Annotated in this window: 23 protein-coding genes and 2 pseudogenes; 10 read left to right on the plus strand and 15 right to left on the minus strand. The window is 68.9% G+C overall.

Annotated elements, in window-relative coordinates; translation table 11 throughout:
* Window positions 1-69: 69 nt before the first annotated feature.
* The 5 genes and pseudogenes from HHX37_RS37745 to HHX37_RS16895 all read right to left on the minus strand — a co-directional run bounded on the left by HHX37_RS37745 (window position 70) and on the right by HHX37_RS16895 (window position 10,908).
* Window positions 70-5,010, minus strand: a complete 4,941-nt coding sequence (locus HHX37_RS37745; RefSeq protein WP_182886011.1) for a LamG-like jellyroll fold domain-containing protein — start codon at window positions 5,008-5,010, stop codon at window positions 70-72.
* A 1,394-nt stretch (window positions 5,011-6,404) separates the two neighbouring features.
* Window positions 6,405-7,044, minus strand: a pseudogene (locus HHX37_RS16880) (transposase family protein); the annotation flags it as partial.
* 305 nt (window positions 7,045-7,349) lie between these two features.
* Window positions 7,350-10,310 (minus strand): BTAD domain-containing putative transcriptional regulator, encoded by a 2,961-nt coding sequence (locus HHX37_RS16885; protein WP_182886012.1) that lies wholly within the window; start codon window positions 10,308-10,310, stop codon window positions 7,350-7,352.
* Window positions 10,307-10,729 carry a pilus assembly protein TadG-related protein gene (locus HHX37_RS16890; RefSeq protein WP_182886013.1) on the minus strand — a complete coding sequence of 141 codons (423 nt, stop codon included), beginning with the start codon at window positions 10,727-10,729 and terminating at the stop codon, window positions 10,307-10,309. Before HHX37_RS16890 ends, HHX37_RS16885 begins: the two co-directional genes overlap by 4 nt.
* On the minus strand, window positions 10,726-10,908 hold the full coding sequence (locus HHX37_RS16895; protein ID WP_182886014.1) for a hypothetical protein: 183 nt from the start codon (window positions 10,906-10,908) through the stop codon (window positions 10,726-10,728). The genes HHX37_RS16890 and HHX37_RS16895 overlap by 4 nt, the downstream gene beginning before the upstream one ends.
* 9 nt (window positions 10,909-10,917) lie before the next feature.
* Here HHX37_RS16895 and HHX37_RS16900 point away from each other — a divergent pair, with 9 nt between their 5' ends.
* Window positions 10,918-11,274, plus strand: a complete 357-nt coding sequence (locus tag HHX37_RS16900) for a hypothetical protein (protein WP_220502937.1) — start codon at window positions 10,918-10,920, stop codon at window positions 11,272-11,274.
* A gap of 4 nt (window positions 11,275-11,278) precedes the next feature.
* Here the strand turns inward: HHX37_RS16900 and HHX37_RS16905 are convergent, their stop codons facing one another.
* From HHX37_RS16905 to HHX37_RS16940, 8 genes are all read right to left on the minus strand, one after another.
* Entirely contained in the window at window positions 11,279-11,779 is a 501-nt protein-coding gene (locus tag HHX37_RS16905) for a TadE family protein (protein WP_182886015.1), read from the minus strand.
* Entirely contained in the window at window positions 11,776-12,018 is a 243-nt protein-coding gene (locus HHX37_RS16910; protein WP_182886016.1) for a hypothetical protein, read from the minus strand. The genes HHX37_RS16905 and HHX37_RS16910 overlap by 4 nt, the downstream gene beginning before the upstream one ends.
* 169 nt (window positions 12,019-12,187) lie before the next feature.
* Window positions 12,188-12,388 (minus strand): hypothetical protein, encoded by a 201-nt coding sequence (locus tag HHX37_RS16915; protein ID WP_182886017.1) that lies wholly within the window; start codon window positions 12,386-12,388, stop codon window positions 12,188-12,190.
* Between the two features lie 19 nt (window positions 12,389-12,407).
* Window positions 12,408-13,277 carry a type II secretion system F family protein gene (locus HHX37_RS16920; RefSeq protein ID WP_182886018.1) on the minus strand — a complete coding sequence of 290 codons (870 nt, stop codon included), beginning with the start codon at window positions 13,275-13,277 and terminating at the stop codon, window positions 12,408-12,410.
* A complete protein-coding gene (locus tag HHX37_RS16925) occupies window positions 13,274-13,684 on the minus strand; it encodes a type II secretion system F family protein (protein WP_182886019.1) in 411 nt (136 codons plus the stop codon). Before HHX37_RS16925 ends, HHX37_RS16920 begins: the two co-directional genes overlap by 4 nt.
* Window positions 13,615-14,127 carry a hypothetical protein gene (locus HHX37_RS16930; RefSeq protein ID WP_182886020.1) on the minus strand — a complete coding sequence of 171 codons (513 nt, stop codon included), beginning with the start codon at window positions 14,125-14,127 and terminating at the stop codon, window positions 13,615-13,617. Before HHX37_RS16930 ends, HHX37_RS16925 begins: the two co-directional genes overlap by 70 nt.
* Window positions 14,124-15,497 carry a CpaF family protein gene (locus HHX37_RS16935; protein WP_182886021.1) on the minus strand — a complete coding sequence of 458 codons (1,374 nt, stop codon included), beginning with the start codon at window positions 15,495-15,497 and terminating at the stop codon, window positions 14,124-14,126. The genes HHX37_RS16930 and HHX37_RS16935 overlap by 4 nt, the downstream gene beginning before the upstream one ends.
* Window positions 15,494-16,036, minus strand: a complete 543-nt coding sequence (locus HHX37_RS16940) for a hypothetical protein (protein WP_182886022.1) — start codon at window positions 16,034-16,036, stop codon at window positions 15,494-15,496. The genes HHX37_RS16935 and HHX37_RS16940 overlap by 4 nt, the downstream gene beginning before the upstream one ends.
* 87 nt (window positions 16,037-16,123) lie before the next feature.
* Between HHX37_RS16940 and HHX37_RS16945 the strand changes: the two genes are divergently transcribed.
* Window positions 16,124-16,519 carry a hypothetical protein gene (locus HHX37_RS16945; protein ID WP_259406544.1) on the plus strand — a complete coding sequence of 132 codons (396 nt, stop codon included), beginning with the start codon at window positions 16,124-16,126 and terminating at the stop codon, window positions 16,517-16,519.
* Between the two features lie 6 nt (window positions 16,520-16,525).
* Here the strand turns inward: HHX37_RS16945 and HHX37_RS16950 are convergent, their stop codons facing one another.
* Entirely contained in the window at window positions 16,526-17,728 is a 1,203-nt protein-coding gene (locus tag HHX37_RS16950) for an alpha/beta hydrolase family protein (protein ID WP_182886023.1), read from the minus strand.
* Between the two features lie 211 nt (window positions 17,729-17,939).
* On the opposite strand from HHX37_RS16950, the gene HHX37_RS36770 reads away from it, so the two are divergent.
* From HHX37_RS36770 to HHX37_RS35765, 4 genes are all read left to right on the plus strand, one after another.
* Window positions 17,940-19,100: a sensor histidine kinase gene (locus HHX37_RS36770; protein WP_310740406.1), complete on the plus strand. Its 1,161-nt coding sequence runs from the start codon at window positions 17,940-17,942 to the stop codon at window positions 19,098-19,100.
* Window positions 19,088-19,729 carry a response regulator gene (locus HHX37_RS16960; protein ID WP_182886025.1) on the plus strand — a complete coding sequence of 214 codons (642 nt, stop codon included), beginning with the start codon at window positions 19,088-19,090 and terminating at the stop codon, window positions 19,727-19,729. Before HHX37_RS36770 ends, HHX37_RS16960 begins: the two co-directional genes overlap by 13 nt.
* Window positions 19,730-19,917: 188 nt before the next feature.
* Window positions 19,918-20,451, plus strand: a complete 534-nt coding sequence (locus HHX37_RS16965; RefSeq protein ID WP_182886026.1) for an AAA family ATPase — start codon at window positions 19,918-19,920, stop codon at window positions 20,449-20,451.
* A gap of 213 nt (window positions 20,452-20,664) precedes the next feature.
* Window positions 20,665-21,147 carry a GmrSD restriction endonuclease domain-containing protein gene (locus HHX37_RS35765; protein WP_396776072.1) on the plus strand — a complete coding sequence of 161 codons (483 nt, stop codon included), beginning with the start codon at window positions 20,665-20,667 and terminating at the stop codon, window positions 21,145-21,147.
* A gap of 107 nt (window positions 21,148-21,254) precedes the next feature.
* Here HHX37_RS35765 and HHX37_RS16975 read toward each other — a convergent pair whose 3' ends face one another.
* On the minus strand, window positions 21,255-21,920 hold the full coding sequence (locus HHX37_RS16975; RefSeq protein ID WP_182886027.1) for a hypothetical protein: 666 nt from the start codon (window positions 21,918-21,920) through the stop codon (window positions 21,255-21,257).
* A 137-nt stretch (window positions 21,921-22,057) separates the two neighbouring features.
* Between HHX37_RS16975 and HHX37_RS16980 the strand changes: the two genes are divergently transcribed.
* From HHX37_RS16980 to HHX37_RS16990, 4 genes and pseudogenes are all read left to right on the plus strand, one after another.
* Window positions 22,058-22,402, plus strand: a complete 345-nt coding sequence (locus tag HHX37_RS16980) for a hypothetical protein (RefSeq protein ID WP_138461016.1) — start codon at window positions 22,058-22,060, stop codon at window positions 22,400-22,402.
* Window positions 22,403-22,839: 437 nt separating this feature from the next.
* Complete coding sequence (locus HHX37_RS16985) at window positions 22,840-24,066, plus strand: GDSL-type esterase/lipase family protein (RefSeq protein WP_182886028.1); 1,227 nt, start codon at window positions 22,840-22,842, stop codon at window positions 24,064-24,066.
* Window positions 24,067-24,264: 198 nt separating this feature from the next.
* Window positions 24,265-24,516, plus strand: a pseudogene (locus HHX37_RS36775) (IS481 family transposase); the annotation flags it as partial.
* A 447-nt stretch (window positions 24,517-24,963) separates the two neighbouring features.
* A complete protein-coding gene (locus HHX37_RS16990; RefSeq protein WP_182886029.1) occupies window positions 24,964-25,437 on the plus strand; it encodes an aegerolysin family protein in 474 nt (157 codons plus the stop codon).
* The last annotated feature ends 157 nt before the right edge of the window (window positions 25,438-25,594 follow it).

Raw genomic sequence — 25,594 nt, forward strand, 5'->3', positions numbered from 1 at the left:
AAGCATGAGGGTGCCGGGGGATCCACTCCCCGGCACCCTCATGATACTACGCTTGCGGCTACCTATTCATCATTGAATGAGCACCCAGAACGGATCATCCGGCAGGACACGGTAGCGCCAGTAGAACCAATCCAGAGACGTACCTGCCGAACTATTGTCTGGCTGAGGTACCCGTCGTACCGAGTAGTTGTCGTTGAAGAGGCCAGTCTTCCACTGTCGACCGCCACCTTCGTAACTGGAGTTGAAGGGGAACTCGTCGCATTGCGAATTAGCTAGATTTGCCAACGTGCGGCAAACTCTATTCACCCGGGTAGTCGTTGCGTTGGTGATGGCGGTATCACGTGTGCGATGGATCGGCCTGTTCTGAATGCTGCCGAGGGTTGCAGACCAGTTGCCTGGAACCATCTTTCCTTGCAGCTTCGGATCCGTATTTGCTACGTTGTAGAACGCGTCCCAGATATGCCTCGCGACCGCTCCGTGGGATGCACTATTTCTGTTGTAACTCAGAACTCGATTGGCGTCTTTGAAAATACAGCCACCCAGGTGCTGACTGTTGTACCATGCGGTGTCGCAGCGAACCGAAGGCGTGATCTTGAATAGTTTGTATGTTACATCGTCAACTTGATTGTCTACGATTACGGTCGGCTCGATCTTACATGTGGCTTCGTAAAGGCCGACATTACTTCCGTAATTCGGATCAGCGAAGTATTCGTGGCTCCATTCTGGATAGAGGGCCCAGTCGTACACGCTTTTGGTCTTTTCCGTATCATTCTTTTTCTCGCACGCGTTGTCGGTCGGATAACCCTTCCGCCACGTTTTTAAGGTAATCGTCACCGCCTCGGGTACCGCATCGACGTAGCCAACTTGGGTGATGCGATATTTTACGTTTATTTCGCGACTATTCTGGGCCGTATCATCCCGGAATGGGATCGTACTGTTTCTGCTCCCCATGCGCGTATGTATGACGACCGATGCCCGAAAATGGACCGCACCATAGGGTGCCTTCGTCTTCTTATCGTAGATAATCGTTATGTACCTACGGGTATAGCACCAGTTATAGGTGCGGACGAAATGAGCGAGGCCTCGGCCTTGCGAGGAGCACTCTGTCGCCGTGGTTCTTTGGTAACTGAAGGGCTCACCAGGCACCTCGGTTGCCTGCACCTTCGGCACCGCCTGTGCGCTTCGCGTTACAGGCGAGGCACTGTTTATGTTTCCGCCGGTGGTCTTGATGTCCAGGTCATGCCATGCGGACCAGCTGCCGTAGACCGTGCCCTCGACTGGGCGGGCGCGCCATAGCAACTTTGACCGGTTTTTCAGCTTTTCTGCTGGGACCTGTGCAATTCTTTGCGAGCCGAGAATCTGATCAGTGTTCCCTGACCAGATCAGGTTGCGCCCCTTGGAGCCTTTACTGGGCTTCTGAATGATCTCGACTTCGGCGGTGGTCTTTTCGTCGCCAGATCCTGATATCCACACCGACAACTTAGGTGTCTCAATTTCAGAGTTCCTACCAGCATCGGCTATTTTGCCACTCGATGCTGTGAGCTTTGCGACGGCAGGAATGGTGCTCTCTGAGAGTAACCTCGATGCGGCTGCCGGCCCTGTAGAACCGAAGGCAGCCCCGATAGGTGTGTTCATGTCGGTCTGGATTTCAGCCGCGGTTTGGGCGCGGTTGTAGATGCGAACCTCGTCGATTATGCCTTGGAAGTATTCGCCCCATACGCTGTTGCCGCCGATGCGGAGCGGGCCACCATCGTCGTAGAGGTCGCCGGTCAGTGCGGCGGTGGCTGTCTGGCTGCCGTTGACGAACAGGCGGGCGGTCGTGCCGTCGTAGCTGACGGCGATGTGGCTCCATGCGTTGGTCGGCAGTGGTGTTGAGGCGCCGAACTCCTGCCAGTTGTCTTCCGAGACGAGGTATGCGGCTGGTCCCTGCCCATTGGATCCGTAGAGCGCGTAGGAGGCACCATCCAGTGAACTTAACTCCTTCATGATCACGCTGCGCCAGTTCGTCACAGTGCTGGGTTTCACCCAGGCCGACAGGGTCATGCCGGTGTACAGGCGAAGCGACGACGCGTTGTTGATCGTGACCCAACTCGAGGAGCCGTTGAACGACAGGGCCTTGCCGTACTTCCCCTGAGTGGCCCAGGTGGTGTCCCTGGCCGTGCCGGTGTTGTTCTTCCCGGAGGAGTCGGCGACCACCGTGCCTGCGCCCTGCTCCATGCCGTAGGCCGCCACCAGCCCCTGAACTGAAACCGGCGGAGTCGGCGAGGGCGTCGGGCTGGGGGTCGGACTGGGGGTCGGACTGGGATTCGGCCCTGATCTGGTGGAGTCGACGGCGGTGTTCATATCGGTCTGAATCTCAGCCGCGCTCTGGGCGCGGTTGTAGATGCGCACCTCGTCGATCAAGCCGCTGAAGAACTCGCCCCAGACATCGTTGCCACCGATCCGCAGCGGGCTGCCGTCATCGTAGAGGCTTCCGCTCGCAGCTTTCAGGGCGACCTGCTGGCCGTTGACGAACAACCGCAGGGCGGCTCCGTCGTAGGTCAGCGCCAGATGGCTCCAGGCGTTCACCGGCAACGGGGAACTCCCACTGAGCGTCGAGAAGTCTTCAGGGGCGGTTTGCACCCAGCCGGCTGGACCTGTGCCATTGGAGGCGTACAGGCTGTAGGAGACGCCCTCAGTGCTCAGTTCCTTGGCGAGCAGGCTTCTCCAGTTGGTCACCGTGGTCGGGTTGACCCAGGCAGAAAGCGTCATCCCGGTCGTAAAGCGCAGCGACGCGGCGTCCTGAACCGTGACCCAGCTCGAGGAGCCGTTGAACGACAGCGCCTTACCGTACTTGCCATTCGCCCAGCCGGTGTTACTCGCTGTGCCCGTGTTGTTGTGGCCAGAAGCGTCCCCAACCGTCGTTCCCGAGGACTCCTCCATGCCGTAGGCCGCGACCAACCCCTCAGCAGTTGCGGTTGGAGATGGAGTTGGGGAGGGAGACGGGGTTGGCGTGGAACTTGCATCGCCTGTAGTAAACGTCCATGTATACGTCCCTGTCATCGCGTTGCCAAAGGCATCTACTGCACCACTGACCTCGGCCGTGTAGGAGCTTGCCTGCATTAGGGGTGCAGTCGGAGTGACGACTATGGTCGTATTGTCCGCTGTCACCGTACCGGGTACAGGGTTTCCGTCCGAATCCTTCAGAACAAGCTGAGCATCGCTAACCGATTCGTTAAAGGATGCTTCTACCGCGGTGCCGAGTGGAACATCTGTTGCGTTCGCTGTGGGCGCAGTCCCTATAACAGCCGGAGGTGTGGTGTCAGGGTCTGGAGGGCTTTGCGGTAACTCATCGGCAATCGCAACGGTGGCATCATCCTGCTTGGCCTCCATGCCCTCCCGAAACTGGTCAGGCGTTATCGGGTCTGGTTCCTGTCCATCATAACGAGAACCGTCCGTAGCCTGCCGAGCGAGGGCTTCTTCATAGGTAGGTAGTTCCGTGGGATCTGGACCCTCAAACGAGTAACCAACGACCTCGTATTGCGGTTCGGCAGGTTCAAAGTCGACGAAGAGAAGGGGCTGGTGAGGGCGCTTCTCGCATGACGTGCCGTCGTAGCACATCTCGTACTCGGTCGTACGGTAGCGCCGCCAGTTAGTGGAGTCAGACTCGTCACCGGCAGTCAGCTGGAAGCCGTAATTTGGCTCGCCATCAGACCACTTTTGAACGATACCATTGACACGGTAAACGAGGTCCCATTGCTTGGCCGCCCACTGGTACGACGTGCAGTCTGGACTGTAGGCGCCGTATTCCGTATAGGCACCCGTGGGGGTGACTGACGGCTGATTGTTCCAGGTCATGCTGTAGGGTGACCAGTCGCTCGTGATCCGGCGCACAGTGATCCCCGATCCGACGGAATCCCCGCAGTCGTTTGACAGGTGATTCCACAACACCAGGTCGGCGTTCTGTACCTTCCCACCGCGCAGAGGGGAATCCTGGGGGATGTCTTCGAAGCGGAGGTAGCTTCGCCAGCGAACCGTGCCGGAGTTGGACTTACCCACCAAAATTCTGTCCAGGAACTGGTTGTCGATGCTAGTGGTATACGCGGCATTGTTCACGAAGGTGTCGACTGTGTAGTCCTCCTCCGGCTCCCACCAGTCCGACTCGGTCGCGGCCAGCGTAACCGGATAGACCACTGCAGGGTCGGCCAAAAACTTGGCGTCCGGCACGAGCACCAGTGCCGTACCACTGGCAGTGGTCTCAACTCTTGTCGTAGCCCTTCCTACATGGCCCGCATCGGGTGCGCTGTCAGCGTTCGCAGCCACCGCGTCCAGCATCAGCCTGGTCGAGATGTCGGCGATCTTCTTCTTGCCCTTGCCAGTGTCACGCAAGATGACAGTCTTACCAGCGCTGGTCGTAGCGATGGAGAACCCGGCGGGCGGGTCAAGAGGAATGCGAAACGTCGTTGGCGTGGCTGGCCGCTGTCGTATCACAATTCCCTGGCGGAAACCCGTTGCAGTCGCGGTCACGACCAAATCGGCGCCTGGGCCATAAGCGGAGGCGTATTCCGCTCGATCGCCTGATAACTTGGGGGTGGGTAATGCCTTGAGCGCCGAGACCCTTGCTTCGCTCGTCTTTTCGCCAGCCCTCGCCGGCCTCCGGGTGTCGGTCAGAAGTGCGGTGTTGCCGCCGTTGGACAGAACGAGGTTCGACTTCGTCGCGCGCGGCCTGACCTCACCATTTTCCACGGTCAAGCCGGTATCAATCGGCTGCCATGCCCCGTCGCGCTTGACGCGGATGGGGGCGCTGTGCATCTCCATTCGTAGCGTTCTGCCGTCAGGGTTGGCGTAGGTCGTTGAGGTCTCCGTACGCAATCGTCCGATCTCGACTCTCTTACCCTGCCGCTTGGCCTCCTGTTTTACGGCTGCCAGTGGATCATGGGTAGAGCCGCCGGAGGACGCCGGAGATGCGGTGGGCTGGAGGTCGGCTGATGCGGTACCGCCGGGAAGGGTGGATAGCAGGGATGTGGTCATCGTTAGAGCGGTCAGTACAGAGATCGCCCGTCTCCGTTGAGTTCGAGCGGATGTGGAGGAGGGGCTTGATCGCCTAGCCATGGGTACCCTTCTATTTGTAGCGATCTTTATTGGATCTTTATCCCGATCGCGCCTTGCGGCGAGATTGTCTCGGATTGGCATAGTTCACACCGGCACTGTGCGCGCTTGTAGCGTGACGGTCGGTGCCGAGTGCCTGAACGGATGCCTGATATGAAGATCGTGTTTGAGGATTAGTTACGGCTGCCTCTCGCCGCGCGACCGGAATGAAATGTGCACACAATCGGGCGCCCCGCGAACGCCGCTACCCAACAATGCCGAATGGGCGCTGATCCATCCGCTGTTTCTGCTCGATAATCGTTGTCGCATCGCGACCAATGGCTGCTCTGGCCACGCCTAGTGCTCCAGCCGTAGTTCCTGACGTGAACAGCTTGCTGCCGGTAATGGCTGGATTGGGCGCGGGCTCGGTAGCGTCGTCACCAGCGCGACCCAGCGGAACAGGTGGGTCATGCTGTGGACGGGCTGGATGAGTAGCCGGACGTGTAGGCGCCCGGATCTCGCCGAGCGTCAGTATCGCCAGTTCAGGTTCGGTTGGCTGGTCGGCTCGTCCGCGGGCGGTACCTGCCCCCAGGAAGGCGTGGACGAGCACGACCAGGGGGTCCACCGGTATGAGGACGTCCGCCGGCCAGACTTGATGCTCATCCAGGCCAGTCGCCCCCTTGCCGGCCTGGAAGGGCCCCTCGAACAACTCCGGAGACGAACAACGGGAGGACGACCGTCGCGCTCCAGAGCGTCTATGTAGGGCGACGCCGCGCCGGAAGCTGTGACGTTCCACGAACGCACGCGAAATCAGCACAGCGCACTCCTCTGCACGCAAAGGAAGGGCACGGCAGTACTGCCGACCGCCCCTATAAAAGCGAAATAAATAGGCCAAAGAGGATCATGCGTGCCCAACAACCGCAAGTCAATGCCTATCCCACATCTAGATAATCACTCACTGTTATCTAGACGACAACTCTCATAGTCACCCATAACGAGCTTCACCAGGCACGTTCCAATCCGGAGGGCGGACGGCAACGTAGGCCTCCTGCGATTTACATCACATCACTCAATAGCCCCTTGACGAGACGAGCGCACGTGATAAGAGCGGCCAGCACCAACGACGCGCCAGTGACTCAGCTCAGACTGCCCCATCCCTCCTGACATGAGAGCGAACACAGGGAGCCTTTTTCATCCTGCGTAACGCTACGCTTCGACCGCTTGCCGGGATCCGCTGGAACCAGCATGCAAGCGAACGGACATGAGTGTCTTGTCTTTCTCTGCACACTTCATGTCGTTTCGTGCACTGTGTCGGTGAGCTGGGGCGTGGTCGCGGGGCGAGAGCGGGGGTGGGGGCGGTTGACGTCCTTTTGCCCGCGCGACAGCCGCGGGCGGTGCCGGTGGCTTTTGAACGGGGTGCGGATCGTGCCTCCCGCGCCTTGGTAGCCCTTGTCGGCGAAGGTCATGACGCCGTTGGCGGTCAGGGCGTCGATCAGGCCCACCATGCGGCTGCGGTCAGGTGGTGCACTGCCCCGGGGAGAGCCGGAGAGGCCCACACCAGGCGGCCGGCGGGGTCGGCGAGGACCTGGACGTTCACTCCGTGGCGCTTGTCCTTGCCCGAGTAGTAGGGCTTCTGGTCGGCGACGCGGTCGATCGGGATGAGCGTGCCGTCGACGATGGCGTAGGCCAGCCGGGCGGCCCGGAGCGCGGCAGCCTGGACGTCGTCGGCCAGGGCGGCGAGCAGGTCGACCGCCTCGCGCACGTACCTCCAGGCGGTGGTGGTCCCGATGGCGAAGCCAGCCGCCAGGGGGCGTAGGTGTCCCCGTTCCGCAGGTCAGCCAGTACCAGCAACGCTTGCTGTCCTGGCTTGAGGCGCCCCCACCGGCGGCGGCGTTCGGCGCGGCGGGCGCGGATGAGTTCGGCCAGACGGGCAAGGGTGCGGTTCGACAGGGGAATCGCGGCAGGGTAAGACAGCATCGAGGCTTCCGGTTGAGGCATCGGATCTTGGTCGACTGCTGTCTTACCGGGAGCCTCGCCTCACCCCCAACTTGTTCGGACCCCCCGCCTCCTGCGCCCATCCTTAACAGCGTGATCAGGATGAAAATGGCTCAGGAAAGCGAAACTCGAAGGCGTGTTTTCCCTGCGACTCCTGCATGCTCCCGGGTCGAGGTGCGAGCAAGCCAACATCAACCTGGTCATCAACCGGCACCTGAGATGGCCCAGGGTGCCCTCAACCAACTCGACTGAGGGCCCCAACGGGCATGCTGCTGCCTGATACCAGCTCAGGCGGAGCGGCGGGCGGTGAGTCGACGGTAGAGGGCTGTGGTTTCGGGGTGGGGGTCGCCGTCGGCGCTGACTTCGGCGACGGCCTTGAGGCAGGCTTTCCATGCCTCGTGGACGTGGCTGATGTTCCCGGCTTCGTACTCGGCGCGCATCAGTGCGCGCCAGAGCTGTTCGGCGTACGGGTCGGAGGCGAGTCCCTGCCGTGCGGCGCGGGCGGAGCGGTCGGGGCGGCCGGCGTCGAGTTCGAGTTCGGCAAGCAAATCGGCGGCGTCGACGATCTCGGCGCGGATGTTTTCGATGAGCGGGGTTTCCAGCCACCAGTGGTAGCAGCCGTCCAACACCGGCCCCCGGACCAGGGCGAGCGCGTCCCACAGGTCCTCGGTGCGGTTGCGTTTGGCGCCGCGGTCGGCGAGTTCCTGGAAGCGGGTCCAGTCCAGGGTGACGGCGTGGGTGCGGTAGACGTAGGCGGAGTCGCAGTGGATGCGGGTCTGCCCATCGGGGGCCTTGCCGAGTTTGCCGCGGGTTCGGGTGATGAGCTGGCGGAGCTGGTCGGAGGGTTTGGGAGTGTCGGGGTCGGGGCCCATCATCGCGGCGAGCTGGACGTTGCGTAGCCCGGTCGGCCCGGCCAGGGTCAGGGCGAGTACGAGTTCGGCCATTTTCGGTTGGAGGTCGGCGGCGGTGCCGGTGATCTCCAGGGGGCCGAGGATGGAGACTTGCACGGTGTCCAGCGCCGTCTCGCGCCGGGTTTCCGGCTCTGCGTCTTCCTCCGCTCGCTGTCCGGGGTCGTCCCGGGCCTCCTCGTGCGGGCTGTTGCCCGGTTCCGCTGGTGCTGGCGCGCTGCTGGCCAGTGGCAGGAGGTTCTCACCGGCATGCGTGTCGTACGGCGGGGCATCGGCGGCGACGTCGCCAATGCCGGCGGCAACGCTGAACAGGTCGCCGAGCCGTTGGTAGGTCTCCATGGACATCAGGTGCGGCCGCACTGCGAGGCCGGGCGGGGTGACGTTCAGCAGCGGGCCCTGGTCGTCTTCCGACAGCTCGAACCGTGCGGGTGCGCCTGCCTCATCCCCGGGTACGAGGGCGGCCAGGCCGCCGGGCAGTGCGGTGACGGTGTCGGTCAGCCGGGTCAGCTGCTCGGGTGACGGGGTTTGCCTGCTGATCAGGACGGTGAGGGTCCAGTCGCCGTCGGGGTCGCGCAGGCGCCGGTCGGCGACGTCGGCTGGCCCGTCGGTGGTGGCCAACCGTCCGCGCAGGTCGCGGGCCCGGTCGGCGAGCAGGCCGAGTGCTTCGGTCAGGTCGGTGCAGGCGCGCACGCGGGATCCGGCCGCATGTAGTTCAGGGAAGCCCACGGCGAGTACGTCGAACCAGGGTCCGTCGCCGGTGAGGAGTTCGGCGGCCGCGGTGACGAGGAAACGGTCGACCAGGTCGGCGGGACCGGATGCGGTGGCGGCTTGCAGGCGTTCGAGGTTCACCAGGAGCGCGTGTCCGTCGTCGAGGTACCCGGTGGTGAGCAGCCCGGGCAGCACCTCCCGCAGCTTGTCCGCCTGCGCCGCGCCCTGGAGGTCGGTGCGCCAGGTCGCCTTGGTGCGGCCCTGGCTGAACGGGGCCGGTGGTGTGCCGGCGGGCTGGGCCAGCAGCAGCTCGACGGTGCCCTCGCTGACGCGGACGCCGAGCACGGGCGGCAGCTCGCGGCCGGCGGCGGCGATGACATCGCCAAGCTGGGTAAGGGCTCGGCGGGCGAGGGCGTCGAGTGCGGCCAGGCGGTGCAGTTCCTGCTCGGTACGCAGGGTGGCGGGGTCAGTGGGCAGCGGGATGCGGCGGCCGCGACGGCGGGCTTGGCGTTGGGCGTGGCGGAGGCGGGCGAGGGTGATCAGGGAGCCGACGGCCACTCCCCCGGCGAACGCCGCCACCGGAGCGCCAGGTCCTTTGTCCTGTGCGGTTCCGGCGTCGGTCAGCAGGATCGTGGTCGATTCCGGCGCCGATGCACGCGCCTGGCTGCGCGGCTCGGCGAGTGCGGGTGGAGCAGCGTCTGGTGCGGCTGCCGACCGATCCCCCTCCTTGGAGAACTCCTGGCTGGCCGGGGGCTGGGGTGAGGAGGGGGCGCCGTCGTGTGGGCGAGAGAAGTCTGGGGCGTCGCTCGGGTGGCCGGCGTGGCGATCCGAAATGGGTGGTTGTGACCGGTCGAGGTCGGTCGCGGCGGCGGGCATGCGCAGCACCCAGCCGGGGCGGATCACATCGGGGTGGGTGAAGTGTGCCCCGTCGGTCATGACGCGGCCGATGTTGAGGTCGGCGATTTCGGTGTAGCGGTCGCCGTCGCCGAGGTGGCGTTCGGCGATGGTCCACAGGCAGTCGCCGCGGCGCACCTGGTAGGTGGCGTGGGTGAGCCGTACCAGCCGGGATGGGATGTGGCCGGTCGCGGTGGGGGCGCCCCCGGCGGGAGAGTGCGCGGTGGCCGGGTGTGCGGCGGGGTGCGGGACTGTGCCGGTGAGCCGGGTGGCCTCGCGGGTGGTGTCCGCCGCGGCGGCCGGGGTGGTGTCGGCCAGTGCGGCGGAGGCGGTGGCGACCACGGCGGCGGGCGGGACCGCGGCCATGACGAACGCGGCCGGTGACCCGGCGGCGAGCGCGATCGAGGAGATGAGCTGGGCGGCAAGCCATTGGGCGGCGCCGAGTCCGGGCAGGTGCGGGGCGGCGCGGCCGCCGACCCGGGAGGTGAGTTCGACCAGGGTGCTCACCACGAAGCCGGCCCATGCCGCCCAGCTGAGGTCCTTGACCACGGTGAGGAAGAGGGTGCCGTCGTCGCGGTGGGTCAGCGTGTGGGCGAGTTTGCCCAGGTCGGGCAGGTGGGCGGGCAGGGGGGATCCGGCCAGCGCATGCAGCGCCAGGGGAACGCCGGCGATGAGCGCGGTGAGGACGGCGGCGGCCAGCAGCGCGCGCAGCCCGTCCAGGAGGCGGGACCTCGTCATCGCAGTTCTCCTTCCACGCCGGGGACGAGGCGGGCGGTGGCCGTCCCGGTCACGGTGATGGCGTCGATGCCGATCAGGGCCAGGAACAGGGTGGGTTTGACGACCCGTACGCGGACCTGGATGGACTGGGCACCGACGGGTGTGGCGCTGCCGGTGTGGCCGGTGGCGGTGAGGTAGGTGCGGGCGGCGCGCAGGGCGGCGGCCTGGTCGACGATGTAGCGGCCGCCGGTGTAGGCGGCGCGCCGGTCGACCTGTCCGGCGCCGGCGCGGGCCGCCTCCTCGGCCACGTTGTAGGCCTCCCGCCCGGCGCGGAGCTTGGCGGTGCCGTCCCACAGGAAGGCGGCGAGCAGCAGCATCAGCGGGAAGATAGCCGTGGCGGTGAACAGGGTGACCGACCCGCGGTCGCGTGCCCGGGTCATGCCACCGCCGCCAGCGCAATGCGGCCGTCGGGAACCGTCTGGTCAGCGTCAGCGCTGGTGGGCGAGGGCAAGGTCGCCGGGTCGGCGTCGGCGTCCACGCCGGGGCCCGGCGCGCCGCAGCCGATGACCGTTTCCGCCTCGTCGCAGCGGACGTGTTCCGGGTCGCTCGTGTCCGGCATCCTGGGGTCGTGACGCGCTGGTTTCGGGCCTATTGGGATGAGGAGGACACCTGGTTCTACGTCGAGGTCGGCGACGACGGCTGGGTGGTCCGGCAGATCGAACTGCGCGGCCCGGACGACACGCCCCTCACCGCGGCGTCGTGGCCGGAATGGCAGGAGGCCGAGATCGCTGGGCGTCTGTGGCAGTATGAGGCGGCCTTTGGGGCGACCGCCGAGATCCCCTTGCGGGAGTGGGACGGCTACGAGCCGCAGCCTCTGACCTCGGCCGAGTTCGAAAGCTCCTGGCGTCGGGCCCGCTACGTTCTCGGAGGCGGTGGCCGGCCTGTCGGCGGCCGGCTCCGCCCTCGTCCCGGTGCGCCACCGTGATGCCTCACCCACGGCGAGTACCCGCCCCGGCGCTCCGAGGCACCGTCGGCGAGGCTCCGGAGGTCATGAGCCCGAGGGTTCGTCCCCGGTAGGGGTCGATGGGCGAGACGAAGGACGCGCGGACCGTTGTGTGGCCGGGCAGTCCCGGCAGTAGGTCGCCGAGCCGGAGCGTGCAGGTCACGCGGGCGGTGACCTGCGCGGGGGCGCCGACTTGGCGGGAGAAGCCGGAGGTGTCCAGCGCGATGGACGGGCCGCAGCGCAGGTGCTCGTCGCGGAGCGTGGCGGTCGCGCTGGTGGTTGCGGCGTGCCTCGCTTGGGCGGGGTCGCGGGCGATGGAGGCCTGCCGGGCGGCGTCGCGGGCGGCTGATTCGACCGCGGCGTAGGCGGTGGCGATGCGCCCGGTCAAGACGACAAGGGAGATGAGCGCGAGCAGCGCGGGGGCGAGGACCACCAGTTCCAGCGTGGCACTCCCCCGCTCACGATCCCGCCGCGTACGTCGTCTCATGGGCGGCTCGCGGGGACGAAGCGTTCGACCGGTGCCCGGGCCGCCTCAGCGACAGTCCAGTCGCCCGCGGGCAGGAACGACGGCACCCGGCCGGTGACGACGACCTCGACGGTGGCGGCGTCGCCGCTGGCCCGGGCGGCGGGATGGGTGAGGAAGGCGCCGCCGACGCGGGTCGCGAAGCGCACCGCGGCGGCTGCTCCGGCGGAGCGGCTCGCGCCGTGGGCGCGGGCCGCCCGCACGCCTTCTTGGGCGGCCGCCTGGGCGGTGGAGCGGGCCTGGTAGACGAACAGGCCTGGACGGCGGCGGCCACGACCAGGAGCAGCAGCGGGAACAGGACGGCCGTCTCCAGGGTGGCCGCGCCCCGCTCCCGGGCCGCCCGGCGTGGCGGGTGGTCGGCGGCGGGTGCGGTCACGGGATCTTCGCGAGCCATTCGGTGACCTTGTCCTTCATCACCGCCGCAGCGGCGATGGCAACCGCGATGATCAACGTGGTGATGACGACCCATTCCAGGGTGCTGCTGCCGCGTTCCTCGCGCAGGCGCGGCAGGGCGAGCCGTGCCCGCACGAGCAGGCGGTCGATCGGCGGGGGTGGGAGCTTCACGGGGCGCATCGGTCTCCTCATCGGGGAGTCAGCCGGCGATGGCCAGCCGGTAGATCTGGGGGAAGGTCAGCATCAGCAGGAAGGCCGCGCCGAGCAGCGCGACGGGGATGACCATGGCGGTGGTGCGGCCGTTGGCCTCGGCTTTGGCGGCGGCCAGGGCCTGGCCGTGCATGGAGGCGGCCTTGCTGATGAGGGTGTCCAGGACGCGGGCGCCTTCCTGCCCGGCGAGCGCGGCGATGTCGGCCAGGTCGGTGAGTTCGGTGACGCCGACCTGTTCCCCGAGCCGGGCCAGGCCCTCCCAGGTGGGGCGCTGGTTGCGGCGGGCCTGCTGCAGGACGGCGGCGATGCGGGCGAAGGCCCATCCGTCGCTGACCGAGGCGGCCTTTTCCAGGGCGTCGGCGGGTCCGGCGCCGGCGCTGCGTTCCAGGGCCACCAGGTCGAGGTAGCCGGTGACGGCGTGCCGGAAGTCGGCCCGCCTGCGGGCGGCCTCGGACCGCACGGCCAGATCGGGGGCGAAGAACAGCACCACCCCGGCGAGCAGGGACGCCCCGGCGGGCAGCGCGATGCCGGGGTCGCCGCCGCCTGCCGCCAGCAGCACCGACAGCGCGGCGGGCAACAGCAGGCCGGGCACGGCCAGGCCGAGCTTGGCGGCGAGGAAACGCTCGACCGGCCGGCCGAGCAGCGCCAGGTCGCGGTGCGGGCACGGCAGCGACCCTAGATGGGTGGCCATGAGGCGGCCGATCCGCTGGGCCAGGTCGCCGGAGGTGTCGGGCGGGACGTAGCCGGCGCGCAGGCGGGCGACGGCCTCCTCCAGCCGGGGCGGCGACGGCCGCAGCTCACGCACCAGCAGGAACAGCCCGAACCCGGCCAGGGCGCCGGCGAACAGGAACAGGTTCATCGGCCGCCCCCGGTGAGGAAGCGGCCGGGTGGGCGGGCGGTGCCGAGCCGGTGCAGCCACCACAGGCCGGCGGCGTAGCAGGCGGCGACGACCGCGAGGGCGGCCTGCCCGGCGGTGGTGCCGAACGGGGCCACGTAGTCCCGGTTGAGGGCGGCGAAGCCGCTGTAGCCGAGGAGGAAGACCATGATCCAGCGGACGGTGGCGCGGTGGCGGGCGCGTTCGGCTTCGACCTCCCGCCGGGCGGCGACGTTGGCCGCGACCATGGCCGCGAGGTTGGTCAGGACGTTCCGCACGCCGGCGCCGCGCCGGGAGGCGGCGCGGATGAGCGCGGCGGCGATCAGGTCGGCCACGGGGTCGTCGAGCGCGTCGGCGAAGACGCGCAGCGCCTGCTCGGTGTCGGCACGCATCGCGAATTTGCGCCGAGGTCGCGTACTTCGGCGGCGATCGCCTCGGGCGGGTGCTCGACGCTGCGGGTGAGGGCGTCTTCCAGGCCGGAGGCGGCGCTGAGCAGGTCGGCAAGCCGCCGGGTCCACTGTTCCAGCCCTTCCAGGCGGGCGATGCGTGAGCGGGCGCCGCGCCCTGCGGCCAGGCGGGGCACGGCGAAGCACGCGCCGGAGGCGGCGATGCCGGCGACGGGCCAGCCGGTCAGCAGCAGCACCGCGGGGCCGAGCAGCACCGCCGCGCCGGCCTGACATCGCAGCGCCGGGTCCGCGGCCGCGCGCGCCAGCGTGGCCACCCGCCCGCCGGGGCGGGGCGGCGCCGGGGCCCGCCCCCGCACGGCCGGCACGAGGCAGGCGAGCCCGGCTGCGATGAGCCCGCCGGCCAGCGGCGCGAGCAGGGTGCCGGTCATGACGCCTTCCACAGCGCGGCGGGGTCGAACCCGGCGGCGACCAGGTCGTCGAGGCATTGGGGCGAGGTCGCCGGGACGGCGCGGCCGTCGGGGCCGGGCCGGTAGATGTGGTTGCGCGCCGGCATCGCGGTGTCGGCGGGCGGCAGCACCTCCAGCACCTCGCTGACGTACCGCCGATTGGTCCGCACGTCGCGCCGCAGGTGGACGACGAAGTCCACGGCCATGCCGACCAGCGCATAGACGTCTTCGGAGTCCAGCGCGAGCCCGCCGGAGCGGCACAGCATGAGCAGGCGGGGGAAGACCTCCTCGGCGGAGTTGGCGTGGATGGTGCACAGCGAGCCTTCCTGGCCCGAGTTCATCGCCTGCAGCATCGACCACGCCTCGTCGGCGCGGACCTCCCCGACGATAATCCGCACCGGGTTCAGGCGCAGCGAGTGCCGGATCTCCGCGTCCAGGGTGATCTCGCCGTGGCCCTCGCTGTTGGCCTGCCGCGACTCGATCGCGACCACGTCGCGGTGCCGGTGCGGCAGCGGGTCGAGGTAGAGCTCGTACTCGCTTTCCAGCGTGGCGATCCGCTCGTCGGGGTCGATCTCGGCGGCCAGGGCCCGCAGCATGGTGGTCTTGTCGGCGTTCACCCCTCCGGTGACCAGGACGTCCTTGCGTGCCCGCACGGCCGAGGCGAGGAACGCGGCGAGCCCTGCCTCCAGGGTGCCGAGCTCCACCAGGTCGGCGAGCGCGACGTCGACGTGCCGGTGACAGCGGATCGACACGTGCGGGTGCGGCGTGACCGCCATGACCGCCGACAGCCGCACCCGCTCCTTCAGCGCGGCGTTCAGCATTGGGGTGACGGTGGAGAACTCCCGGGCGGTTTGCCCGCCGTGCACGCCCCACATCCGGATCCGCTGAACGAGTTCTTCGTCGCTGCCGGCGACCGCCGGCCCGCGCACCTTGCGCCCGTCGGCGTAGGTGACCCAGACCTCGCGGCATCCGTTGACGTCGATGTTCTGCACGGACGGGTCGGCGATCAGCGGTTGCAGCGCGCCGAGGCCGTAGCGTTCGTCCTCCACGGCCCGCACCAGGCGAGCGTGCGTCCCCGGGGAGACGACGACGCCCTCGGCGAGCTGCTCGCGGGCCCAGGCGGCGGTCGCGGCATGGATGAGCCGGCCGGCCTCCTGCCGGGTGGCCGCGCCTTCCAGCGCGTCGGCCACCCGGGCGCTGATGTCGCCGACCGCCGCCCGGAACGCGACGTCGTCTATCCGGCTGTCGGCCGGAGCGGGAAAGACGGGAATCGGCGGTGTGTCTGCCGGCCCGTAGGGCGGGGCGGCAGGGCGGGAGTTGTCCTCGATCAGCCACAGCGGATGCTCACTCATGGACGTCCTCCGCCCGCGTCGGCGCCGGCCCCAAGGTCGGCGGCAAAGCCGTAACCGAGTTCGGGGCCGGGCTCGGGGCGCGGGCCGGGGCGGGCGCCGAAGGACGGCGGCGGCGAGACCCCGCCCGCGGCCGCGCCGGGGGCGGCCGGTCCGGGCAGGGGCGCGGCGGGGAGCCTGCCCAGCAGGTCGGCCGTGATGCTCCCCACGGCCCGCAGCAGGGAGGTCATCTGCAGCCGGCTGGTCCATCTCATGCCTACCGGCGCCCCGTCGGACAGGACCCGCGCGGCCTTCGGCAGCAGCGGCACCGTCCCCAGGACGGGGGTGCCGCCGAGCGCCCGGCTGACCTCCCTGGGCGGGTAGGGTCCCTCACCGACAAAGAGCAGGAAGCGGTGGGTTCCGGCCAGCGCGCCCCGGCTGAGCGCGTCGATCCGCGGCCCGGCCATCGACACGAACCGCACCGTGGGCCGCAGCACGAGCACCACGGCGTCGGCCGCGGCCAGGATCCCGTACGGCACGCTTTCCACGCCGAGCGCGCCCACGTCGGCGATGACGTCCCGCCCAGGCTCTGCAGATCAAGGGGTCCTGGCCGCAGATCGCCCAGGTGCTGACGACGACTGCTGACCTGGCTGGAGGACCTCGGGCCGGCGCTCGCCGGGGCCTTCGCCGAACGCCCCGCGGACGAGCACCCGTGGCGGTCGCTGCGCCGGGCGTTCGACGTGCTCACCCGGATCAACGCCGACGCGCCCGAGCACTCCCTGGCGTTCCTGCGGATGATCGAGGCCAACCCGACCATGGCGGCCCGCCACCGGGGAAAGCAGCAGGCCTGGGAGGAGTTGCTCGTCCCGCTGGTCGCCGCCCGCCTGCCGGGTGACCTGCCCGCCGCTCAGGACCCCGCGCCCCGGGCCCTCGTCGCCTCCGCCGTGGCCTGCCTGAACGCCGCCATGCGGGCATGGGCGGCAGGCGACGGCGTCGGCTCCCGGGACGCGTTGCTCAACCGTGCGATGAACGCCCCGCTCGGCTGACCGGCGTTACCGGACGAAACGGATCTCGGGATAGCGCGGGTCCGCGCCGCACATCAGCCGGCTGCGCCGGCCCCGCAGGTGCTGGTCGAAGAAGGCCCGGAGGTGGTCGCGCTGGATGGTGACGGAACGCTGCGGGCGGAGCGTGCCGACCAGTCCGGCGAGCTGCTCGGGGGTGAGGCCGATCTCCGGGGCGGCCTGCGGGTACAACACCTGGCCGTCGTTGAACGAGCCGTGGACCGAGCCGGTCAGGCTCAGCTCACGTTTCCAGCCCCGCTGGCTCCTCCAGAACGCGTCCCAGGTCGGGTCCTCCGGGTCGGTGCCGTGGTCGCTGCTCAGCAGCAGGAACGGCCGGTCGGAGCCCGCGACGGCGCCCGCGCCGACGAATGTGCCGTCCAGGTTGACCCCGGCCTTGATCCGCCGGTCGTGGTGCATCGTGGCGGCGGCGGTGCTGCCACCGAGTGAGTGGCCGAACATGCCGATCCGGTTCAGGTCGAATGCGCCCCGCAGTCCGATGGGCAGCCGGCGGTTCCCCGCGTCGGGGTTGCCACCGGCGTTGACGACGGCCAGCTGGTCGAGGACGAACCGGGTGTCGGCCTCACGAACCGCGACGGCCCGGGCGATGATCTGCTCGTCGATGTCGGGCGGGATGGCCGCCACCTCGACCCGCCCGTCCGGGAACTCGACCTCGCTGGCGTCGTGGGTGTGGTCGATGGTGACGACGATGTAGCCGTGGCTCACCAGTTCCTCGGCGAGGACGGTGCTGGTGCCGCGGTCGCCGCCCAGACCGGGCGAGTAGAGCACGACCGGATGGCCGCCGTGCACCGGTGCGCCGGCCCGGCCGTGCGTGGCCGTCGCACGGACTCTCTCGGCGGGCAGGCCGAACACCTCGGAGAAGTGGGGCACCGCGCCCGGCGACAGCCACGGCGCCGCCGGGTGGCCGTGGATGTGCCGGGCCGGGTACCAGATCTGGATCATGATTTCGCGAACCGGCAGGCCGGGTACCCAGGGATCGGTACGGGTGCGGTCGACGAGGTGGAGCGCGATGGTGCCGAGCTGCTCGGGACCGGTCGGCATGGGCAGCGTGTACCCCTCGGCGGCCGATCGTGGCCGGGCGGCGGCCGGCGCGCGTGTGATGACGCCGAGGCCGGCGGTCAGGACAGCGGCCGACAGCAGCGACCGGCGGGTGAGGGCCGGGGCGGGTCCGGGCATGGTGCGACTCCTCAGGAGACGGGGTGAACGGTGATCACCCTGCCGGGATCCGGGCGCGCTGTCGGTGGGGCGGGCAGCCGGTTCGGGGTGGGGTTACCCGCACCCCCGCGGGTGGGGTGGCACCATGGCCCGCGCCGGCGGGCCGGTCTAGGTTGATCCCGTGACCTCGGTGGAAAAGGCTGTACCCCGGCGCGGCGGTGCGCTCCCCACGGTGCTGAGTGCCCTCTGGCCGGCGCGCACCTGGCGTGCCACCCTCCACGCGCTGGCCGGGCTGCCGCTCGGCGTGGCCGCCTTCGCGCTGACGTGCGGGTTGCCGGTCGGCGTCGGCTACAGCGCGATCTGGAGCCTGCTGTACGCCTCCGGCGACGACCTCGCGCTGACCATCCTGTTCGTCGTGCTCACCGTCCCCGCCACGCTGTCGCTGCCACGGGTGGTGCGGGGCCTGTCCGCGGTGCAGCGCCGACGGTTCCGGGCGCTGCTCGACGTCGAGATCACACCGTCGCACGGGTGGTGGCGACAGTTCGGCTACCACGTGCTCAGCCTGTTCATCGGGGTGTCCGGCGCTGCCGCGGTGGCGGTCTGCTGGTCGGCGACTCTCCTGGCCTGGGCCGAGCCCGCCTACCTGGTCCTCGCGGCACCGGCGCTCGTCGCCGCACCGTGGGTGGCCCGCGTCGTGGCGCGCGCCGACACGGCGGCGGCCCGGGCGCTGCTCGGGCCGAGCCGCAACGAGGAGCTGTCCGAGCGGGTGGAGACGCTGTCGCGCAGCCGCGCCGAGGTCGTCGCAGCCACCGACGCCGAGCGCCGCCGGATCGAGCGCGACCTGCACGACGGCGCCCAGCAGCGGCTGGTCTCCCTGGCGATGAATCTCGGCATGGCCCGGGCCAACCTCACCGACCTGCCCGCACCGGCCCGGCAGGCCATCGTGGAGGCCCACGACGAGGCCACACAGGCCCTCGCCGAGTTGCGGGAGTTCGTCCGCGGCCTGCACCCGGCGGTGCTCGACGACCGTGGCCTCGACGCGGCGCTGTCCGGCATCGCAGCCCGCGCACCTGTCCCGGTGCGGGTGGCCGTCAGCGTGCCGGGTCGCTGCTCGCCGGTCGTCGAGGCGGTCGCCTACTTCGTCGTCTCGGAGGCTCTCACCAACATCGCCAGGCACGCCCACGCGAGCCGTGCCGAGGTCACCGTGGACCGCGTCGCCGACCGGCTCCGCGTCGTCGTCACCGACGACGGCCGAGGCGGCGCCACGCTCGGCGGCGGCACGGGGCTGCGCGGGCTCGCTCAGCGCGCCGCGTCGGTCGACGGGACGTTCGCGTTGCACAGCCCGGCCGGCGGGCCGACGACGGTCACCGTGGAGCTGCCGTGCGGATCGTGATCGCCGAGGACTCGGTGCTGCTCCGCGCGGGTCTGACCAAACTGCTCGCCGACGGCGGGTTCGAAGTCGTCGACGCGGTGGCGGATGCCGAGCAGTTGCTGCGCGCGGTCGCCGAACACCGTCCCGACCTGGCTCTGATCGACGTGCGGATGCCGCCCACCCACACCGACGAGGGCATCCGCGCCGCCCTCGTCATCCGGCACCAGTTTCCCGCGGTCGCCGTCCTCGTGCTGTCGCAGTACGTCGAGGAGCGTTACGCCACCGACCTGCTGTCCGTGCGAACCAGCGGCGTCGGATATCTGCTCAAGGACCGGGTCGCCCACGTGTCCGACTTCCTCGCGGCCCTGCGCCGGGTGGCCGCCGGTGGCACCGCCCTGGACCCCGAGGTGGTCGCGCAGCTGCTGGTCCGCCACCACCAGGACCCGATGGACCGGCTCACACCCCGCGAGCTGGAGGTGCTGCGGCTGATGGCGGAGGGCCGCTCCAACCACGGCATCGTCGACACCCTGAAGGTCAGTCACAGCGCCGTCGAGAAATACATCACCAGCATCCTCAGCAAGCTCGACCTGCCCCCGACCGACGCCGACCACCGCCGCGTCCTCGCCGTGTTGCGGTTCCTGCGCATCTGACCGCCGGGCCGGTTGCCCAACCCCCCGCGCTCGCCGCGGCGGCCGGCGGTCGGCGGTCGGCCGACCGGCTCCGTCGGCGGATCGGTGCTCGCTGCCGGTTCGTGCAGCTGCCGGCGATCGTGTTCATGACGGCCTGCGACGACGGTGCGGTGGACGCGTTCGACCTCCGAGTAGCTAGCGTCGGGTCCGTGATCGTATGGCTCAACGGAACCCACGGCGTCGGCAAGACCACGACCAGCGCACTCGTGCAGCAACTGATCCCGAACTCACGGGTGTTCGACGCCGAGAAGGTCGGCGAGACACTCATGGACATCACGCCGGGACTGCCCGAGACGGACAACTTCCAACACTGGCCGCCGTGGCGGCCGCTCGTTGTCGAGACCGCTCGCCGCGTACTCGACTACACCGGCGGCACTCTGGTAATGCCTATGACTGTCCTGGTCGAGCAGTATTGGCGCGAGATCAGCGCGGGCCTCGCCCACTACGCCATCCCGGTAAGGCACTTCGTCCTCCATGCCGACCAAGACACCCTCCGCCGGCGTATCCAAGGGCAACACGCCATCCCGTCCCCGTTTCGCCTCCAATACCTTCGGCCCTACGCCGAGGCGGCCCACACCTGGCTACACGCCGAGGCCGAGGTCGTCGACACCACGCACCTCACGCCTGCCCAGGCCGCCCTCCAGATCGCGGAGGCCCTCACCCAGAGCGCTACGCCCACATAACGGCCGTGGTCACCGCGAGGATGGTGCGAGCGACCAGCGGTGATCATGCTTGTCGCTATCACCGTCGGCCGCGACTGCCCTGCCCGTTAGCTGGCGTATCCGCTCCACAAAACCCGGCGCGGTTCAGGGCCCCTGCCGTGGGACGCGATCGCCTCCCTGCCTCTGGCCGGCGAAGACCGCACCGGATACAAGCGCAGCTCGTTCAAGCACTGGATCGACGCCGACCACGACGGATGCAGCACCCGGGCCGAAGTCCTCCTCGCCGAGGCCGTCACGCCTCCGCAGGTCGGGCCAGGCTGCACCCTCACCGGCGGGCAGCGGTACTCCTACTACGACGACACCACCGTCGATCAAGCCTCCGGCCTGGACGTCGACCACCTTGTGCCGCTCGCCGAAGCGTGGGACTCGGGCGCCTACGCCTGGACGCCGGCGCAGCGCGAGGCGTACGCCAGCGACCTCGCCCAGCCGTACCACCTGGATGCGGTGACCGCCCGCGCCAACCGATCCAAGGCCGACAAGGACCCGGCCGAGTGGCTGCCCCCGTCCGAGAGTGCCTGGTGCAGGTACATCGCGGAGTGGACCGCCGTCAAAATCAACTGGAACCTGACCATCGGCGCCGCGGAGAAGACCACCTTGACCACCACCGCACAGGAATGCCCCAACACTCCCCTGCCCGACCTGGCCGATCCGTCCTGATCGGCTCTCTCCCAGCCTGTGCCGCTGCCGACCCGCCGTGTCCAATCGTCTGCTAGCCGAGCAGCGACGAACTGCTCAAGGGGCGGCGGTTCCTGCGGGGGCGGCGGTCACAGGGTGCGCGGGACCTGGACAGCGGGTCGGAGGCGGGACATCAGCCCGGCCAGCTCGCTCACGGTCATGCCCGGCGCCTCCAGTTCCGCCCCGGACCACCGGTCGAAGAAAATACACACCGCCCCCGGCTTGTCGATGTAGGTCTTCGGCTCTATGAACCGGGTTGGGTAGCAGGCGGCCGCTCCACCGAGCGGGGTGGTCGGCATCGCCACGATTCCGTCGGGGCACTCGTCGACGACTTTGGTGCGGGACCTTGTCGTGACCGTCCTACTGCCGGACCGCCGCAGTTTCTCGTTGAGCGAGGCGCCCGGATCTGGGTGTTCTGCGTAGAGCGGCCACACCTGGACCCTTTTCCCGCCTGGCGTCTTGTAGACCGCGACAATGACGGGCTCCTTGCCCGGGTTGGGGGTGGCACGGCGCATCTCCGCCGCTGTACGCGGCAAATCGACGTAGGTGTAGGTGCGGGCGGCGGGCGGCGGCCAGGTGCCCTCGGGCGGCGACACACACGGCAGGGACGCCTTCACTGCGGCCACCAGGAGCATGCCCGCCACCAGGCAGACCGGCAGCAGGCCGGCCAGCAAAGCCAGCGCGATCTGCCGCCGGGTCTGTTTGCCGGGCTTGGCGTCGCTGGATCCTTCGGAGCCGTCGCGTCTGCTGTTCATGTCCGCAGGGTGAGTTCCGCCTCTTGGAGATCACTTGCGCTTGGACGCACTCCCTGATCGGCAGGCGCTCGACATCCAACACTTGTTGTGACCTAATGATTACACACAGTGTTGCCGTTGTTTCGGGAAGAGGATCCATGCGCCTGCGCTCTGCCGTGGCCGCCGCCAGCGGCGCCCTCATGCTGGTTCTGGCGGTTCCCGGCTCCGCATCGGCCGCCACAGGCCAGTTCCGTTACTCCTACAAGACCGCCGACGGGTACGAGGCCGTTGGCTTCTTCAACAACCCCGAGAGCGGGAGATGTATCGACATCCAGGGGGCCGGCTCTGACGGCACGTCGGCCGCCTACGCGCCGAAGAACCTGACCGACTCAACGGCCACGGTCTTCCTCGAGGCCGGCTGCATGGGAGATGTCTTCTACAGCCTGCGCCCCGGCGCAGGTGCTTCAGAGCGCCTGCTGGTGCGCTCCGTCGTCTTCTCCTGAAGCGCGGATTCGGGCGCCCTGGCGATTACGACCCCCGCGGAGCGGCTGGTGTGGCCGTTCCGGTCCGCACCGACAGGCGGTCAGCCCTCGACCGACGCCGCGGTGGCGTCGTGCTCGCGGAGCATGCGCAGACGGTGGCCGGGGACGGGTGCCGGCCCTTCTTCTTGCCCTTGGTGATGACAAGCCGGCTGGCGATGTCACGCAGGCTGAGGTTCTGCTCGCGCAGGTGAAGGGCCATGGAGAGCATGGCGTCGTCGGTGACGGCGGCGCCGCCGATGGTCTTGCCGCCGCTGCGCGCGGACTCGTGGCCCTCCAGGGTGCGGTCACGGATGTACTCGCGTTCCCCCGAACACCGAGGTCAGGCACACGTTTCCGTTCTTCCACACCCCGAAGGCCGGCTCAGAAGGCGTCTCCCACGCACCGTGAAAGGAACAGCAGTGAGCGCTACCGTCCCGCAGCATCCCCGCAGCGTTCCCGCCGTCCCCCGCCGCCCCCGCCACGTGCGCCGTGCCAGGCGTGCCGGTCGGGTTCTGGCAATCCTGGCGCTGACCGCCATGGCCCTGGCCGTTCCCGCACCCGCCCAGGCCCAGGCAGCCGAGCAGGTGGCGGTGTCCTTGGGGGACAGCTTCATCTCCGGCGAGGCAGGCCGGTGGTGGGGCAACAGTACGGTGTCCGCCGCTGCGGGCTGCACCCGCGGCGGAACCGACCGGGCCGCTTATCGCAAGCTGTTGATCTGTTACTACGACCCCCAGCGGGTGTATGACGGCACGGCCGTGCACGGAGAGGGCACCGGATGTCACCGCTCCGACGTGGCCGAGATCACCGGGCTGGGCCAGGCCGGGCTCACCCCGGTCAACCTGGCTTGTTCAGGGGCGGAGACCCGGCACGTCATCAACGAGGCGTTCAAGGAGAACACCGCCTCCCAAGCCGAACTGCTTGCGCAGGTTGCCGCCACCCAGCAGGTCAAGGTGGTCGTGCTGTCGATCGGCGGCAACGACCTGAACTTGTCCGGGATGCTGCGCCGCTGCGCCGCGATGTACATGGCGGGCGACAGGCGCTCCTGCGCCTCAACGGGCGAGGGCGATCGGTTTCTCGCTGCGCTACCGGCGGTGGAGCAGCAGGTGACCCTGGCGGTTCAGAAGATCCGCCGAGTGATGAGCCAGGCGTCGGCCCGTTCCGCCGGATACCGGCTGATCCTGCAGTCCTATCCCTCTCCGGTGCCCTCCTCGGCCCGGGTTCGCTACGGCGAGGGCGGCGGCGGCAAGGCCACCAAGCGTACGCTCGTGGGCGGCTGCCCGCTGTGGGACGCCGACTTCGACCTGATGCACGACACCCTGGCACCCGCGATCGACGCCATGCTGCGACGGGTCGCCACCGCGACCGGTACGGAGTTCCTGAGCATGCTAAGCGCCGTAGAGGGCCACGCGTTGTGCGAGCAGGGCACAAGCCAAGCCGGCCCGCTGGACGACGCCGCCGAACTCGGCGACACGATGGAATGGGTACGGTACGGCACCGCCGGCGCGAAGATCAGCCAGGGACACCAGCAGGAGGCAATGCACCCCAACGCGTTCGGCCAGCAGGCGCTCGGCCGCTGCCTGCTGGCCCTCTACCGCGATCCCGGCACCCAGCCCTGCAACGCGGGCACGCCCAGGAGTCAGCCCTGATCCATTGCACAGCCCGCACATAGTCCTCGGCGGCACCTTCATCGAACTCACCCGGCGCCCAGCGCTGCACGCGCCTCCATCCCAGGGGCCGTGCGCCTTACCGGGGGCGGTCGCGTCACCGGCCTCGAGCGGGCCCAACGCGTGGGCGGACTCTTCAGGAGCTGCTGTTGGCAGCGGACCGAACGGCTCATCTGCGAGCTGCGCCTCAGCCATCGGCTCGGACCCGCCCGAATCGCCGCCCGCTTGGGCCTGACCCCCTCCACCGCGTACTGCTCCGGTACGGCATGCCGCCACTGAATCACCTGGGCCGGGCCACCGGTGCGCCCGTCCGCTGCTACGAGCGTGACCGTCCGGGGGAACTGGTCCACATCGATGTCAAGAAGCTGGGCGATAATCCCCGACGGTGGCGGCCACCGCGTCCTGGACCTCGCCGCCGGCCGGCGCAACCGCCAGGTCACCCCACCGCCTCACGTAACGCCCACGGCAACCCCCGCCTGGGCTTCGCGGTGCAGCTGACCACGGTCCGGGGGTCTTTCTCGACGACCCGCTTCGGGTTCGAGCATCAGGGCGTTGAGACGCCGGCGCGGTCTCGGCACACGATGCGCGCCGTGGTGCCAGTACGCGAGCTGAGTACAGGGTCACGACGCGAAGGTCGAGCCTTCGTGCCCGAACTCCGTGCGGTGGCGGTGCCGTCTCCTGGTAAGGGCATGGTGGCGGATCGGTCGTTGCCCGGAGGAGGACAAGTGAATACGATGAGTTACGAGTTGATTACCCAGCGTAGGGATTGCTGGGGGATCCGTAGCCGGCCCCGCCCGGGGAAGGACAGACGATTTCGGTCTGCCTTGTCTTTGCGCGAGGTCCGGTCAAAGGCATCTCGTCTCAGGAGAGGAGCATTCGATGACCCGTTGGGTTCACCTGGCCGCCGTAGCGGTGCTGGGAGCCGGGCTTGCGGCGGTTCCCGGCGCCGCACAAGCCGCGCCGGCCCACGACCCGATGGCACAACAGCGGAGCGCGGCGCGCAGCGTCGCCGTCACGTTCAACAACACCACCAAGTGTGTGCTGACGCTGCGCGACAAGGAGCTCGACCACGGAATCTGGGTCACACACCCCGCGCAGACGATTCAGCCCGGCGCCAGCGACTACTTCGAGACCGAGTCCGACGGATTCATGACCGGAACCGAGGCCGCGGTGAGCTACCTGGCCAGCAACTGCACCCAGTCAGGCAAGCGGGTCCGCTTCCACTGGGACAACCCCTACACGGGACGCAACAGCTACGACTGGGACCAGACCGACCAGGTCTTCGACATCGACTACACCGGTGGTAACGGCGACAACGCCTCCGTGACCGCAACGGTCTCGGCACCCGACTGATCCGCCGGCCTACCGGCTCTCACCCAGACAGATCACCGACCTGGTCCCGCAGCGGCGATCCCCCGCGGCCTGTTCTGGAGCCTCCTACCGGCCAGGTCAGGCCGCCGGGGACGGACCGCGCCCTCACAGGGGCCGGTCCGGGTCGCGGCAAGGCCGG

This window comes from Microbispora sp. H10885, assembly GCF_014161415.1.
Taxonomy (GTDB): domain Bacteria; phylum Actinomycetota; class Actinomycetes; order Streptosporangiales; family Streptosporangiaceae; genus Microbispora; species Microbispora triticiradicis.

Coding starts and splice junctions, on each gene's coding strand:
- HHX37_RS16930 (WP_182886020.1), bottom strand. CDS start 14,127: ATGACCGGCACCCTGCTCGCGCCGCTGGCCGGCGGGCTCATCGCAGCC.
- HHX37_RS16935 (WP_182886021.1), bottom strand. CDS start 15,497: ATGAGTGAGCATCCGCTGTGGCTGATCGAGGACAACTCCCGCCCTGCC.
- HHX37_RS16975 (WP_182886027.1), bottom strand. CDS start 21,920: ATGAACAGCAGACGCGACGGCTCCGAAGGATCCAGCGACGCCAAGCCC.
- HHX37_RS16915 (WP_182886017.1), bottom strand. CDS start 12,388: ATGCGCCCCGTGAAGCTCCCACCCCCGCCGATCGACCGCCTGCTCGTG.
- HHX37_RS16980 (WP_138461016.1), top strand. CDS start 22,058: ATGCGCCTGCGCTCTGCCGTGGCCGCCGCCAGCGGCGCCCTCATGCTG.
- HHX37_RS16895 (WP_182886014.1), bottom strand. CDS start 10,908: ATGCCGGACACGAGCGACCCGGAACACGTCCGCTGCGACGAGGCGGAA.
- HHX37_RS16920 (WP_182886018.1), bottom strand. CDS start 13,277: ATGAACCTGTTCCTGTTCGCCGGCGCCCTGGCCGGGTTCGGGCTGTTC.
- HHX37_RS16925 (WP_182886019.1), bottom strand. CDS start 13,684: ATGCGTGCCGACACCGAGCAGGCGCTGCGCGTCTTCGCCGACGCGCTC.
- HHX37_RS16990 (WP_182886029.1), top strand. CDS start 24,964: ATGACCCGTTGGGTTCACCTGGCCGCCGTAGCGGTGCTGGGAGCCGGG.
- HHX37_RS16885 (WP_182886012.1), bottom strand. CDS start 10,310: ATGACGAGGTCCCGCCTCCTGGACGGGCTGCGCGCGCTGCTGGCCGCC.
- HHX37_RS16950 (WP_182886023.1), bottom strand. CDS start 17,728: ATGCCCGGACCCGCCCCGGCCCTCACCCGCCGGTCGCTGCTGTCGGCC.
- HHX37_RS16905 (WP_182886015.1), bottom strand. CDS start 11,779: ATGAGACGACGTACGCGGCGGGATCGTGAGCGGGGGAGTGCCACGCTG.
- HHX37_RS37745 (WP_182886011.1), bottom strand. CDS start 5,010: ATGACCACATCCCTGCTATCCACCCTTCCCGGCGGTACCGCATCAGCC.
- HHX37_RS16890 (WP_182886013.1), bottom strand. CDS start 10,729: ATGACCCGGGCACGCGACCGCGGGTCGGTCACCCTGTTCACCGCCACG.